The sequence below is a fragment of the Haloferax mucosum ATCC BAA-1512 genome (assembly GCF_000337815.1).
GTDB lineage: Archaea > Halobacteriota > Halobacteria > Halobacteriales > Haloferacaceae > Haloferax > Haloferax mucosum.
Genome location: NZ_AOLN01000011.1, coordinates 287,436 through 300,596, shown reverse-complemented (window position 1 = coordinate 300,596; position 13,161 = coordinate 287,436). Strand labels below are relative to the sequence as shown.

The 13,161-nt window shown below is 63.8% G+C and carries 13 protein-coding genes; 8 read left to right on the top strand and 5 right to left on the bottom strand.

Annotated features, from left to right (window positions below):
- Positions 1-79: 79 nt before the first annotated feature.
- On the top strand, positions 80-1,204 hold the full coding sequence (locus tag C440_RS08330; RefSeq protein WP_008319926.1) for an ORC1-type DNA replication protein: 1,125 nt from the start codon (positions 80-82) through the stop codon (positions 1,202-1,204).
- A gap of 69 nt (positions 1,205-1,273) precedes the next feature.
- Complete coding sequence (rpiA, locus tag C440_RS08325) at positions 1,274-1,966, top strand: ribose-5-phosphate isomerase RpiA (RefSeq protein WP_008319924.1); 693 nt, start codon at positions 1,274-1,276, stop codon at positions 1,964-1,966.
- A 96-nt stretch (positions 1,967-2,062) separates the two neighbouring features.
- Here the strand turns inward: rpiA and C440_RS08320 are convergent, their stop codons facing one another.
- Positions 2,063-2,230, bottom strand: a complete 168-nt coding sequence (locus C440_RS08320; protein ID WP_008319923.1) for a DUF1931 family protein — start codon at positions 2,228-2,230, stop codon at positions 2,063-2,065.
- A gap of 183 nt (positions 2,231-2,413) precedes the next feature.
- On the opposite strand from C440_RS08320, the gene larB reads away from it, so the two are divergent.
- The 4 genes from larB to C440_RS08305 all read left to right on the top strand — a co-directional run bounded on the left by larB (position 2,414) and on the right by C440_RS08305 (position 5,195).
- Positions 2,414-3,172 (top strand): nickel pincer cofactor biosynthesis protein LarB, encoded by a 759-nt coding sequence (larB, locus tag C440_RS08315; RefSeq protein ID WP_008319922.1) that lies wholly within the window; start codon positions 2,414-2,416, stop codon positions 3,170-3,172.
- Between the two features lie 105 nt (positions 3,173-3,277).
- Positions 3,278-3,427: a DUF7563 family protein gene (locus C440_RS18270; RefSeq protein ID WP_187367346.1), complete on the top strand. Its 150-nt coding sequence runs from the start codon at positions 3,278-3,280 to the stop codon at positions 3,425-3,427.
- Positions 3,428-3,522: 95 nt separating this feature from the next.
- Positions 3,523-3,786, top strand: coding sequence for a GIY-YIG nuclease family protein (locus C440_RS08310; protein ID WP_008319920.1), 264 nt, complete (start codon positions 3,523-3,525; stop codon positions 3,784-3,786).
- 35 nt (positions 3,787-3,821) lie between these two features.
- Entirely contained in the window at positions 3,822-5,195 is a 1,374-nt protein-coding gene (locus C440_RS08305) for a phosphoglucomutase/phosphomannomutase family protein (RefSeq protein ID WP_008319919.1), read from the top strand.
- Here C440_RS08305 and C440_RS08300 read toward each other — a convergent pair.
- The 3 genes from C440_RS08300 to samp2 all read right to left on the bottom strand — a co-directional run bounded on the left by C440_RS08300 (position 5,192) and on the right by samp2 (position 6,517).
- Complete coding sequence (locus C440_RS08300) at positions 5,192-5,587, bottom strand: DUF7344 domain-containing protein (RefSeq protein ID WP_008319918.1); 396 nt, start codon at positions 5,585-5,587, stop codon at positions 5,192-5,194. The two genes, C440_RS08305 and C440_RS08300, sit on opposite strands and share 4 nt — an antisense overlap.
- 143 nt (positions 5,588-5,730) lie before the next feature.
- Positions 5,731-6,150 (bottom strand): GNAT family N-acetyltransferase, encoded by a 420-nt coding sequence (locus C440_RS08295; protein WP_008319917.1) that lies wholly within the window; start codon positions 6,148-6,150, stop codon positions 5,731-5,733.
- Positions 6,151-6,316: 166 nt separating this feature from the next.
- Complete coding sequence (samp2, locus tag C440_RS08290; protein ID WP_008319915.1) at positions 6,317-6,517, bottom strand: ubiquitin-like small modifier protein SAMP2; 201 nt, start codon at positions 6,515-6,517, stop codon at positions 6,317-6,319.
- A gap of 117 nt (positions 6,518-6,634) precedes the next feature.
- Here samp2 and C440_RS08285 point away from each other — a divergent pair, with 117 nt between their 5' ends.
- Complete coding sequence (locus tag C440_RS08285; protein ID WP_193788398.1) at positions 6,635-7,618, top strand: replication factor C small subunit; 984 nt, start codon at positions 6,635-6,637, stop codon at positions 7,616-7,618.
- Between the two features lie 69 nt (positions 7,619-7,687).
- Here C440_RS08285 and C440_RS08280 read toward each other — a convergent pair whose 3' ends face one another.
- Entirely contained in the window at positions 7,688-10,021 is a 2,334-nt protein-coding gene (locus C440_RS08280) for a GAF domain-containing protein (protein ID WP_008319913.1), read from the bottom strand.
- 293 nt (positions 10,022-10,314) lie between these two features.
- Here C440_RS08280 and alaS point away from each other — a divergent pair, with 293 nt between their 5' ends.
- The gene (gene alaS, locus C440_RS08270) at positions 10,315-13,083 is read left to right on the top strand and encodes an alanine--tRNA ligase (protein WP_008319912.1); all 2,769 of its coding nucleotides are present in this window, start codon (positions 10,315-10,317) and stop codon (positions 13,081-13,083) included.
- The last annotated feature ends 78 nt before the right edge of the window (positions 13,084-13,161 follow it).

Below are 13,161 nucleotides of genomic sequence, written 5' to 3'. Positions count from 1 at the left end.
CGCAACCGCGTTTTCGTCTCCCTCGCGTCTCACGGTATCCGGTAAACGATTAAGTCCCCTGCGCGTGGTACTATACTCGATGAGGGAGGACCCGGGAGCGGGGATGTTGTCGTGGGACGAGACGGTCTTCCGCGACGAACACGTCTTCGAAATTGACCACGTTCCGGAGACGTTCAACCACCGCGAGAGTCAACTTCGGAGTCTGAAGTACGCGCTTCGGCCAGCGGTTCGTGGCTCTCGCCCCCTGAACACGATGGTTCGTGGTCCGCCGGGGACGGGCAAAACGACCGCGGTACAGAAGCTCTTCGGCGAGTTGGGCACGCAGTCGGGCGTCCGCACCGTCCGGGTCAACTGTCAGGTCGATTCGACCCGTTATGCGGTGTTCTCGCGCGTCTTCGAACATATCTTCGAGTACGAACCACCGTCGTCGGGCATCTCGTTCAAGAAGTTGTTCGGCCAGATTACCGACCGTCTCGTGGAAGACGACGAAGTGCTTGCCGTCGCCCTCGACGACGTGAACTACCTGTTTTACGAAAACGAGGCGACCGATACGCTCGGGTCACTCCTTCGCGCTCACGAAGCACAGTCCGGAGCACGAATCGGCGTTATCATCATCTCGTCGGACCTCTCGCTCGACGTTATCGACGAACTCGACGGACGCGTCCAGAGCGTCTTCCGCCCCGAAGAGGTGTTTTTCCCGCGGTACGACGTGGACGAAATCGTCGATATCCTCCGCGGACGGACCAAACGCGGGTTCCACGAGGACGTCATCGGCGCACCCGAACTCGACCAAGTCGCCGAGTTCACCGCCGACAGTGGCGACCTTCGGGTGGGTATCGATCTCCTTCGGCGTGCCGGACTCCACGCCGAGATGCGCGCCTCCAGAACGGTCGATATGGAGGATGTCGAAGCCGCCTACGACAAATCGAAGTACGTCCATCTCTCGCGGTGTCTCCAAGGGCTGTCGGACCCCGAGCGCGAACTCGTCCGAGTCGTCGCCGAGTACGACGGCGAGCGCGCTGGCGCGGTCTACGAGGCGTTCAACGAGGAGACCGGACTGGGCTACACGCGCTACTCCGAACTCGTGAACAAACTCGACCAACTCGGCGTCATCGAGGCTCGATACACCGAAATCGAAGGCCGCGGTCGAACGCGGTCTATCTCGCTCGCCTACGATGCTGACGCCGTGTTGGACCGACTCTGACCGCGGCACAGCGCCGACGAATCGCCGTAATCAGGGCTATTTTTACTCGCCGCGCGAGTCGCCACAGGTATGAAGACGACTGGCGGAACCGACGCGCAGAAGCGCCGCGCCGCTACGGCCGCGGTCGAAGCAGTCGAAGACGGGATGGTCGTCGGCCTCGGCACCGGCAGTACGACGGCGTTCGCTATCCGGGCTATCGGCGACCTCGTGGCCGACGGACTCGACGTACGCGGCGTCCCGACCTCTTTTGCGGCCCGCGAACTCGCCCGCGAGTGCGGAATCCCACTCGCCGACCTCGACGAGGTAGACGCAATCGACCTCGCCATCGACGGGGCCGACCAAGTGGCGACGACCGACGGCGCGCTCGTCAAAGGCGGCGGCGCGGCCCACGCCCGCGAAAAGGTGGTCGATGCATTCGCGGACCGTTTCCTCGTCGTTGCAGACCCGTCGAAGACGGCCGAGACGCTCTCGCATCCGGTCCCGGTCGAAGTCCTGCCGTCCGCCCGGAGCACCGTCGCCGCCGCCGTGTCTGCCCTCGGCGGCGACCCGACGCTCCGCCGTGCTGAAAAGAAAGACGGTCCCGTCGTCACCGACAACGGGAATCTCGTCCTCGACTGTGAGTTCGGCACTATCGACGACCCCGACGCGCTCGCAACGTCGCTCTCGCGGACGCCCGGCACTGTCGAACACGGTCTCTTCGTCGGCCTCGCCGAGACGGTCTACGTCGGCACCGACGACGGCGTGGACGTTATCGAGCCGTAGCTCGGAGGCGACTCGTGCAACCGAATTCTTCTGTTCGCACGGACGACGCAGTCGCTCTGCGGTCGGTTATAAAAGAACGAGAGGTCTAAGACCGATTTACAGGTCGCGGGGCTGGACCGTCTTACGGTCGTTCTGCTCAGCGCGGCGAGCAGCGTCTTCGAGAAGCTCCTTGACTTCCTCGTCGAGAGCGTCGTAGAAGTCCGAGGCCACGTTCTTGTCGTTGAGCGCTTCCTTGACGGCTGCCTTGACAATGAGGTCTGCCATACAGGATGACCTACCGATTCTCCTTTAATAAACTTTCCTATATTGGACGTTAATACCGCCGGATTTGGGGGTTATGGCGCTTCTATAAGGACGGATTTCGCAGGAACAATCTCCACTTATATATTCTTTCCCCAACCGAGAGAGAACGACGGATATGAGTACGCCACAGGCCAACGTGCGGCTATGCGCGACATCTTGGAGTCCGTCGCGGACGGTTCCCTCTCGCCCACAGAGGCCGAGGTACAACTCGCGGGGTACGCGACGACTGACGCCGGACGGTTCGACGCCGCCCGAGAGACACGACGCGGCCTGCCCGAGGCTATCCTCGCGGACGGAAAAACGCCCGACGAAACCGCGACGCTCGCCGTCGCCGCAGTCGAAACGAGCGGCCGCGCACTCGTCACTCGGGCGAGTCCCGCCCACGCCGAGGCCGTTGCGGACGCGCTTCCTGAGTGCGATATCGACCGCGACGCCCGCGCGAAGACGGTCGTCGCCTACGATTCGCCTTTCGAGCGCCCCGAACTCGACGCTAGCGTGGCCATCGTCACCGGCGGCACCTCCGATGCAGAGGCCGCGGGTGAGGCCGCTGTCGTCCTCCGCGAGATGGGTGCGAGCGTCGAGCGTATCGAGGACGTTGGCGTCGCCCATCTCGGACGCGTGCTCGACCACCTCGACACACTCCGCGAAGCCGACGTGCTCGTCGTCGCCGCTGGGCGCGAGGGTGCGCTTCCGACGGTCGTCGCTGGACTCGTCGATACACCGGTCATCGGGCTTCCAGTTTCGACCGGCTACGGCCACGGCGGTGACGGTGAGGCGGCGATTCTCGGCATGCTTCAGTCGTGTACCGTACTTTCGGTCGTCAACGTCGATGCCGGATTTATCGCCGGTTCGCAGGCTGGGTTAGTCGCTCGCGCGGTGTCCGACGCCCGTAATTCCGAATAGGGGTTGCGATGTTTTCGTCGTCCTCGCGCGCACACGCGCGATGGCCTTACAAGGGTCGGGAACTGTGTATCAGACACCGGCTTGGTGGCTGCCGGACCGCAAACGATGCCAGTATGTGACCACTGCGGGTCACACGTCTCCGAGCGTTTCGCGCGCGTGTTCGCCGACAAAGACGGACAAGTTCTCGCTTGCCCGAACTGTTCGGCGAACGCCGGTATCGCGGAGGTCGCTCGACAGCGTGCCCGCACTGCATGACCACTGAAGCGCACAAAGACCACCACGCGAAGCCAACAATCGGTGTACGAGGCCGGGCGTAGGGTTCATACCCGTGTCCCGGAAACCATTCTCTCGTGCACTTCGTCTACGTCCTCCGATGTAGCGACGGCTCGCTGTACACCGGCTACACGACCGATGTCGAGCGACGCGTCGCGGAACACGACGCCGGTACCGGTGCAAAGTACACCCGCGGTCGGACGCCGGTCGAACTCGTCCACGTCGAGGAGTTCGACTCGAAGTCGGCGGCGATGTCGCGCGAATACGAGATTAAACAACTCACGAGAGCGGAGAAACTGACGCTCATCGAGTCGGAGTCGAAGCCCCTCGCCGGTTCGTAACGTAGTTTTTTGGCTCGCCGACAAGAGGTGCGCATATGGACGAAATCTCTTTCGGGACGGATGGGTGGCGCGCCACGTTGGACACGTTTACCGACGACCGCGTCCGCGTGGTCGGACAGGCGGTCGCGGACTACCTCGAAGACGAGGGCTTCACAGCGCCGGTTCTCGTCGGCTACGATGCCCGCGAAACCTCGCCCGGCTTCGCCGAATCACTCGCGGAAGTCGTCGCCGGAAACGGGTTCGACGTGCTCCTCCCAGAGCGTGACTGTCCGACCCCGCTCGTCGCCTATGCCATCGCCGACCGCGGCCTCTCGGGCGCACTCATGGTCACGGCCTCGCACAACCCGCCGGAGTACAACGGCGTGAAATTCATTCCGTCTGACGGCGCACCGGCACTCCCCGAAGTAACCGACGCCGTCTCCGACTATCTCGCCGAACCCGACCTGCGTCCCGAGTCTGAACGCGGGACTATCGAGCGAATCGACGTGGTCTCGCCGCACGCCGACCACGCTATCGACCTCGTCGGCGACGACATCTCCGGGCTGACGGTCGTCTACGACGCCATGCACGGAAGCGGTCGCGGCGTCACCGACGCACTGCTCGAATCGGCCGGTGCCGACGTTATCCGCCTGCGATGCGAGCGCGACGCCGATTTCGGCGGCATCTCGCCGGAGCCCTCGGCGGAGTATCTCGACGGACTCGTCGAAGCGATGGACGAACACGACGCCGACCTCGGGGTCGCAAACGACGGCGACGCCGACCGAATCGCCATCGCAACACCCGACCGCGGCGTCCTCGACGAGAACCTCTTTTTTGCCGCCGTCTACGACTATCTGCTTGAATCCGACTCCGGCCCGGCCATTCGGACCGTTTCGACTACGTTCCTCATCGACCGCATCGCGGAGGCGCACGGCGAGGACGTCTTCGAGACCGCGGTCGGCTTCAAGTGGGTCGCCGACGCGATGCGCGAACACGACGCGCTCATCGGCGGCGAGGAGTCAGGCGGCTTCTCGATCCGCGGGCACGTGCGCGAGAAAGACGGTGTTCTCATGGCGCTTCTCGCGGCCTGCGCCGCGGCCGAAGAAGGCTTCGACGCCCGTCTCGACCGCATCAGCGAGGAGTTCGGCGATATCGTCGCCGACAAAATCAGCATCGACTGCCCCGACTCCGAAAAGGCCCGCGTCATCGACGAACTGGACGACGAACTCCCCGAGACGGTCGCCGGCCGCGACATCGCCAAGGTCGTCACGCTCGACGGGTTCAAACTACTCTTAGACGACGGGTCGTGGGTGTTGGTTCGCCCCTCCGGGACCGAACCCAAGATGCGCGTCTACGCCGAAGCGGGCAGTGCGGACGCCGTTGCAACGCTCCTCGATGCGGGCCGCGACCTCGTCGAACCGCTCGTCTAAGCGTCCTCTCGCGTTCGCTCTCGGTACTCGTCTTCTCCCGCGGCCGGCGGGACGACGCCACGATACGCCGGGGTAAACAATGGGAGAGTCTGAGCGTGGTCCGTCAGCGCGACGGTTCCACCGGCCGATTCCACGAGATTCGCCGCTTCGAGTTTCGGCAGGTGGACGTGTCGGATACCCATCTCGGCTTGTTCGACGATCTGTACGTCAACCTCGTCGGGCGGAAGGTCAGTCGTCCGAACCGCGAGCGCGACAGCGAGGTCCCACACCGACGCCGGTTCCGTCCTGTCGTGTAAATATTCGAGGACGTAGCGGCGAGACGGGTCCGCGAGCGCATCGAACACGCGGTCCCAGTCGGTGAGGATGTGGTCGCTCCGGTCTCGTTTTGCCATGGCCTCGACCTCCTAACACTTACCAGCGCGGGCGTATATCTATGTCGATTGGTAACACCAATCACGGAATTGGCGGTCCGAAATGGTTCTCGACTTCGGTTCACGCGTCTCTCGACCGGTTTCTGTCTCTCTCACTGTTCGTTTCAGTCCTGTTTTCGGGTGCGAACACCGCGAAACCGCTCGGCGTCCGAGTCTTCGCTTTCGGGTTCGACGTCGAATCCGAGCGAGTCGTAAAACGGGCGGACGCGGGCGTCGAACCCGGCGACGAGTCGTTCGCGTCGGTCGAGTGCGTCGGTTACGAGTTCGCGTCCGATACCCCGTCCGCGACGGCTCGGCGAGACGGCCACGGCGTCGATATAGTCGCCGTCGAGGACGAGCGCGCCGACGATTCGGCCGCCCGATTCGTCGTCGTTCGACACACTGGCTTCGGCGACGAGACAGTCGCCCGCGCCCAGTCGCGCTCGAACGTCGCTCGCGTCTGTTTCGAGGAGTCCGGCGTCGAGCACGCGCATGACGGCGACTAACTCGTCTGGCGTTCCCTCGCGGACGGCGACATCGCTCATCGTCTGCGCTGGGGCGCGTGAGAAGAAAGGTCCGGCGGAGCAGACGTGGCGTCGAGTGGCTCGTAGGCGCCTTCGTAAATAGTTTACATAACGGTCTCTCGGATGTGCGTTTCGGGCGGCAAACACCGAAAATAGCACCGCGAACGCGTCTTTCCTGTCCCTCCGACTATCCGCCCTTGATGAGTCTGAGCACCTTCACCCGGTCCGTTTCGACCGGTTGGTCTTCGGGGACGGGGCGGCCGTCCACGAGAACGGACACTTCGTGGGGGCTGAGTTCGACTGCCTTCACGAGGTCCGCGTAGGTGCCATCGTCGCCGACGGTGACCTCGTGGGTCTCCTCGCCGACGACTTCGACGGTCACGTCCATACCGGGGCGTGGGCGGCCTGCGGGTTTCAGTCCGTCGGCTTTTCGGCCGTGGTCGCCGCGTTCGTGCCGCCGCACCGTCTCGGACGGTTTATGTGCGGGGCGGTCCGTGGGATGGTTATGAGCGAGGCCGCGGAGTCGGGCGACGTCCCGGCGGGTCGTGAAATCTGGATCGAGAAGTACCGACCGCAGACCCTCGACGACATCTACGGACAAGAAGAAATCGTCGAGCGCCTGTGCAGTTACATCGAGCGCGACGACCTGCCACACCTGCTGTTCGCAGGACCGGCCGGTGTCGGAAAGACGACGTCTGCGACCGCCATCGCCCGCGCTATCTACGGCGACGACTGGCGCGGAAATTTCCTCGAACTCAACGCCTCTGACCAACGCGGTATCGACGTGGTGCGCGACCGAATCAAGAACTTCGCGCGCTCGTCGTTCGGCGGCCACGACTACCGCATCATCTTCCTCGACGAGGCCGACTCGCTGACGAACGACGCGCAGTCGGCGCTTCGCCGGACGATGGAGCAGTTCTCCGACAACACGCGATTTATCCTCTCGTGTAACTACTCCTCGAAGATTATCGACCCTATCCAGTCTCGCTGTGCGGTCTTCCGATTCTCGCCGCTCGGCGACGACGCCATCGCGGACCAGACCCGCGACATCGCAGAGACGGAGGAAATCGAACTCACGGAAGACGGTCTCGACGCGCTCGTCTACGCCGCAGGCGGCGACATGCGCCGCGCAATCAACTCCTTGCAGGCCGCGGCGACGACCGGCGAGGTCGTTGACGAGGAAGCCGTCTACATGATTACTTCGACCGCCCGCCCCGAAGACATCGAGAAGATGGTTCGCGCCGCCATCGACGGCGAGTTCACCGCGGCGCGAAAGCAGTTAGAGACCCTCATCGTCGATACCGGGATGGCCGGCGGCGACATCATCGACCAACTTCACCGGTCGGTCTGGGAGTTCGACCTCGACGAGCGCGCCGCCGTCCGCCTCATGGAACGCATCGGCGAGACCGACTACCGAATCTCGGAAGGCGCGAACGAACAGGTGCAACTCGAAGCGCTCCTCGCGTCGCTCGCGCTCTCGGAGAACTGAGTCGTCTTCGTCTTTCGGTCTTTTTCCGACACCACCGTCTCTCTCGTCCCTCGTCCGATTTCGATGCGACTACTGCGGCCGGAACTCGAATCTCGCCCCGCCGGCCGTGCCCGACGTGACGTCTGCTGACCAGCCGTGGGCCTCAGCAATCGATTCGACGATTGCGAGTCCGTAGCCGATACCGTCTTCACCGGTCGTCTCGCCGGGTTCGAACACCTCGTCGCGGCGGCCGGGTTCGATACCCGGTCCATCGTCTTCGACGTAGAAGCCGCCGTCGAGACCGCCGACATCGACGCGAACGTCTTCGCCGGCGTGTTCGACCGCGTTTCGAAACAGGTTCGTGAGGAGTTCCGCGAGTCTGTCTTCGTCGGCCTCGACGACGACCGAGTCGGCGGTCGTCAGCGTCGCGTCGGCGGTCTCGGTGCCGTCCCACGCCCGCCGTGTCACGGCCTTGAGAGCGACCGGCGAGGTCTCATCGACGAGTTCGCCGCGCCGCGCCAACGAAAGAAGGTCGTCGATGAGTTCGCCCATCTGTTCGAGCGCCTGCGCCGCGGTGTCGAAGCGTTCTTCTGAGCCGGTTTCGCGGGCGAGTTCCAGGTTCCCGCGGGCGATTCCGAGGGGGTTTCGGAGGTCGTGACTGACGATGTTTGCGAACTCTTCGAGCCGTTCGTTCTGTCGTTCCAACTCGCTTTCGCGGGCCTTTCGGTCGGTGATATCGGTGTAAATCGCGTAGCCAGCCCCGCGTTCTTCGCCGGGCGAGAGCGGAACGACGTTCAAGATGAACTCGCGCACGCCGTCTTCGGTCCGTCTACAGACCTCGCCGCGATAGCTCTCGCCGGTCGCAACGAGCAGTTCCGGAATGGTCTCTTCGACGTCGGGTTCGGGGACTGGGTCCGACTCGGCTTCGAGTGGGACGATTCGACCGAGGAGGTCGCTTTCGACTACAGCCGCCGCGTCGTAGCCGAAGGTCGCCTGAAACGCCTGATTCACGTCGCGGACGGTGACTGCGCCTGCTTCGACGTCGTAGGCGACCGCGGCGTCGGAGACGTGTTCGAAGAGTGCGCTCGACCGGTCGCGCTCCTCGCGGAGTCGCGCTTCGGCCCGGATTCGCTCGGCCGCGACGGCCACGTGGGCCATGAGCAGTTCGGCCAGTTCGACGTCCTGTTCGTCGAACGCGCCGGCGGTAAACGAGGTGGCTTGGAAGACACCGATATCGCCGATTGGGACGCTCAACGCGGACCGGTACATCCGTTTGACCGGCTTCGCGTCGGGGTGGTCCCGCACGTCGTCGATGATGCGTTTTTCGCCGGACTGGTAGACCTCCGCGGCGACGCCGCCTGCTTCGAGCGGGACGTGTTCGGCCGCGTCCGCGGGCGCATCAGACGAGATCGCCGTCGGAACGATGTAGCCGTCTTCGACGATACCGACGTAGCTGATGTCGAATTCGAGGATGTCGTCGGTAATCCCGACGGTTTGGTCGAACAACTCGTCGAGGCTCGTCGCCGCCGCCAACTCGGTCGCGCCGCGGTGGAGTCGCTCGATTTGCTCGCGGCTCTTTCGAACCGCAGTCTCCGACTCGATTCGAGCCCGCGTTTCCGAGACGTACGAGACGAGTAGTTCGGCGAGACGGAGGTCGGTCTCGTCGTACGCGCCAACGTCGTTCGAGATAGCCTGAAAGACGCCTTCGTCGCCCATCGGCACGCTCACGGCGGAACGGTACGCCGACTTTTCAGGTTCCGCGATGGGGTGTTCGAGCACGTTATCGACGAGCGACGACTCTTTCGACCGGTAGGTCTCGGCGAGAAGTCCTGAATCGGACGGAATCGGTCCCGCCTCGCCGAATTCGTGGTCGTTTGCGGTGACGTAGAAGCCGTCGTCCCTGTGAACGAAAAAGGAGGTGTTGTCGAACTCGAGGATGTGTGCCGCCAGCCCGATTGCGCGCTCGTAGAGTTCTTCGACCGTCTCGGCGGTGATAAGTGTCGTCGTTCCTTCGTAGAGTCGCTTGAGTCGATCCAACTCGCTGTGTGGTTGTCCGGTACTGTCGCCGTCGGTGCCGAGTTCGTCGGTTTCGGGGGCGGCCGTTCGTCTCTCCTCGTCATCCTTGACGTCCCCGTCGCGCTGTGCGAGCACCCATCGAATCTGCGATTCGAGGTCCGAGTGGTTACCGCGCCGCACGTACGCATCGAATCGTGCCGGGCGCTCGACCTCTTCGGGTTGCTCGTCGGTGTATAAAATGGTCGCCACGCCGGCTGGAACTGTCACGTCCGAGTTCGAAACGACGGCGCACGCGGCGGTCCCGGCGGCGTCCACGTCACTCGACGAGGTTACCGTGATTCCACTTCCAAACTCGACGGCGTCGTCGAAGTCGTCGTCTACGAGAACGGTTCGTTCCGTTGCGTGCACGGCAGTCCACCTATCTGACGGCCACGAGAAATATAATCGTTGCGGCATGTTTTCTCACGCCAAGACATGTGTTGTCGTTGAACACTTTCTCGGTCGAGTTTCGGGCATCGAACGACGGCGACGCACACGTCGTTCTGTAGGTCGTAGACGATAGTACACGTCGCGTCTTCCGTCGTTTCTTGGTTCCGAAAGGCGGGAAACGGTCTGGCTGTTCCGGACAGTATTGCCCGGAACCGGCCGTCTGCGCCCATTTCCCGGAACTGTTTTACCCGACGGTAGACCAGAGTTTGGCAATGAGCGAACTCGAAGCGGAGTACCGCCTCGACTATTTCGAGGAGGAGGGCTTCCACCGGAAGCAATGCCCCGTGACGGGCGTGTACTTCTGGACACGCGACCCCGACCGAGAGACCTGCGGCGAACCACCGGCCGACGACTACACCTTCATCGACAACCCCGGATTCGACGAGGAGTACACGCTGGAGGAGATGCGTGAAGAGTTCCTCTCGTTTTTCGAGGACCACGACCACGAGCGCATCGAACCCTACCCGGTCGCCGCGAACCGCTGGCGCGACGACGTGCTGTTGACGCAGGCATCTATCTACGACTTCCAACCGCTCGTCACGTCCGGCGAGACGCCACCGCCGGCGAACCCGCTCACCATCTCCCAGCCCTGTATCCGAATGCAGGACATCGACAACGTGGGCAAAACGGGCCGCCACACGATGGCCTTCGAGATGATGGCCCACCACGCCTTCAACGCCCGCGAGGAGGCCGGTGACAAGTACGCCTACGAAGGCGAAGTCTACTGGAAAGACGAGACGGTTCGTCTCTGCGACGAGTTCTTCGAATCGCTCGGTGCCGACATCTCCGAAATCACCTACATCGAAGACCCGTGGGTCGGCGGCGGCAACGCCGGTCCCGCCTTCGAGGTGCTCTACCGCGGCGCGGAACTCGCCACGCTCGTCTTCATGTCGATGAAACAGGACCCCGACGGAGAGTACGAACTCAAGGACGGCAACTCCTACTCGCCGATGGACACCTACATCGTCGATACCGGCTACGGACTCGAACGGTGGACGTGGGTGTCACAGGGAACGCCGACGGTCTACGAGGCCGTCTACCCCGACATGATCGACTTCCTCAAGGACAACGTTGGCATCGAACACTCCGACGACGACGAGGAACTCATCCACCGCGCGGCGAAGCTCTCGGGGCACCTCGACATCGACGAAATCGACGACCTCGCCACCGCTCGCGCCGAAGTCGCCGACGAACTCGGTGTCGATACCGAGGCACTCACTTCACTTCTGCGCCCGCTCGAAGACATCTACGCCATCGCCGACCACTGCCGGACGCTCGCGTACATGTTCGGCGACGGCATCGTACCCTCGAACGTCGGAACGGGCTATCTCGCTCGCATGGTCCTCCGCCGCACCAAGCGTCTCGTTGACAACCTCGGCGTGGACGCGCCGCTAGACGAACTCGTGGACATGCAGGCCGAACGGCTGGACTACCAGAACCGCGACACCATCCGCGACATCGTCCGAAGCGAAGAGCGCAAGTACAGAAAGACGCTCGAACGCGGCTCTCGCAAGGTCCAGCAACTCGCCGACGACTACGCCGAAACGGGCGAGCCGATTCCGGTCTCGGAACTCATCGAACTGTACGACTCACACGGCATCCAACCCGACATGGTCCAAGAAATCGCCGAGGAGCGCGGTGCGACCGTCGATATCCCCGACGACTTCTACTCGCTCGTCGCCGACCGCCACGAGCAGGCCGATGCCGAAACAGCCGCGGACGACCACGACGAACGTCTCGGCGACCTTCCGGCGACGGACAAACTCTACTACGACGACCAGGAGCGAACTGAGTTCGAAGCCGTCGTCCTCGACGTGTTCGAACGCGAGGAGGGTTACGATGTGGTGCTCGACCAGACGATGTTCTATCCCGAAGGCGGCGGTCAGCCCGCCGACCACGGGTCGCTCGCCACCGACGACACGACGGTCGAAGTGACCGACGTGCAGATCGAAGGCGACGTCGTGCTCCACCGCACCGACGACGACCCCGGGAAAGGCGAGTTCGTCCGCGGCCAACTCGACGTCGAGCGCCGCCGTCGGCTCATGCGACACCACACGGCGACACACGTCATCGGCCACGCCATCCGGACGGTCCTCGGCGACCACATCCGACAGGCTGGTGCTTCGAAGGGCGTTGACCGCTCTCGCCTCGACGTGACGCACTACGAGCGCATCACCCGCGAGGAGGTCAAGCAAATCGAGCGCGTCGCCAACGAACTCGTGATGCGAAACATCACGGTCAAACAGGAGTGGCCGGACCGACGCGACGCGGAGAAGAAACACGGCTTCGACCTCTATCAGGGTGGGATTCCACCGGGCGAGAAGATTCGCCTCATCCACGTCGCCGACGACGTACAGGCCTGCGGTGGCACCCACGTCAAGCGAACCGGCGACATCGGCGCTATCAAAGTGCTGACGACCGAGCCGGTCCAAGACGGTGTCGAACGCGTCGTCTTCGCCGCCGGCAACGCCGCCATCGAGGCGACCCAGCGCACCGAAGACGCGCTCTATGAGGCCGGCGACGTGCTCGACGTGAACCCCGAAGACGTGCCCGAGACCGCCGAGCGCTTCTTCACCGAGTGGAAAGCGCGCGGCAAGACCATCGACCGCCTGAAGACGGAACTCGCCGAGGCGCGCGCCGCGGCGGGGGCCGACGAAATAGATATCGAGGGCACGCCAGCGGTTATCCAGCGACTCGACAGCGACGCCGACGAACTCCGCGCGACCGCGAACGCGCTGGTCGAAGAGGGTAAAGTGGCCGTGCTCGGCTCTGCCGCCGGTGGAAGCGCCCAGTTCGTCGTTGGCGTCCCCGACGACATCGGCATCAACGCCGGGCAGGTCGTCGGCGAACTCGCCGGTAAAGTCGGCGGCGGCGGCGGCGGCCCCGCGGACTTCGCGCAGGGCGGCGGTCCCGACGTTGACGCCCTCGACGACGTGCTCGACGAGGCTCCCGACGTGCTCCGGACCGTTCTGAACGCCTAACTCGCCCGGAGAACTCCCGGCGCGACGCTCCGTTTTCACGACGTTTTCGCTCGACTCGCCGACCGGCGAGACGGACGC

What these genes read in the sequence shown, in the direction of transcription:
- C440_RS08330 (WP_008319926.1), top strand. Translation starts at nt 80, where the DNA reads ATGAGGGAGGACCCGGGAGCGGGGATGTTGTCGTGGGACGAGACGGTC.
- rpiA (WP_008319924.1), top strand. Translation starts at nt 1,274, where the DNA reads ATGAAGACGACTGGCGGAACCGACGCGCAGAAGCGCCGCGCCGCTACG.
- C440_RS08320 (WP_008319923.1), bottom strand. Translation starts at nt 2,230, where the DNA reads ATGGCAGACCTCATTGTCAAGGCAGCCGTCAAGGAAGCGCTCAACGAC.
- larB (WP_008319922.1), top strand. Translation starts at nt 2,414, where the DNA reads ATGCGCGACATCTTGGAGTCCGTCGCGGACGGTTCCCTCTCGCCCACA.
- C440_RS18270 (WP_187367346.1), top strand. Translation starts at nt 3,278, where the DNA reads ATGCCAGTATGTGACCACTGCGGGTCACACGTCTCCGAGCGTTTCGCG.
- C440_RS08305 (WP_008319919.1), top strand. Translation starts at nt 3,822, where the DNA reads ATGGACGAAATCTCTTTCGGGACGGATGGGTGGCGCGCCACGTTGGAC.
- C440_RS08300 (WP_008319918.1), bottom strand. Translation starts at nt 5,587, where the DNA reads ATGGCAAAACGAGACCGGAGCGACCACATCCTCACCGACTGGGACCGC.
- C440_RS08295 (WP_008319917.1), bottom strand. Translation starts at nt 6,150, where the DNA reads ATGAGCGATGTCGCCGTCCGCGAGGGAACGCCAGACGAGTTAGTCGCC.
- samp2 (WP_008319915.1), bottom strand. Translation starts at nt 6,517, where the DNA reads ATGGACGTGACCGTCGAAGTCGTCGGCGAGGAGACCCACGAGGTCACC.
- C440_RS08285 (WP_193788398.1), top strand. Translation starts at nt 6,635, where the DNA reads ATGAGCGAGGCCGCGGAGTCGGGCGACGTCCCGGCGGGTCGTGAAATC.
- alaS (WP_008319912.1), top strand. Translation starts at nt 10,315, where the DNA reads ATGAGCGAACTCGAAGCGGAGTACCGCCTCGACTATTTCGAGGAGGAG.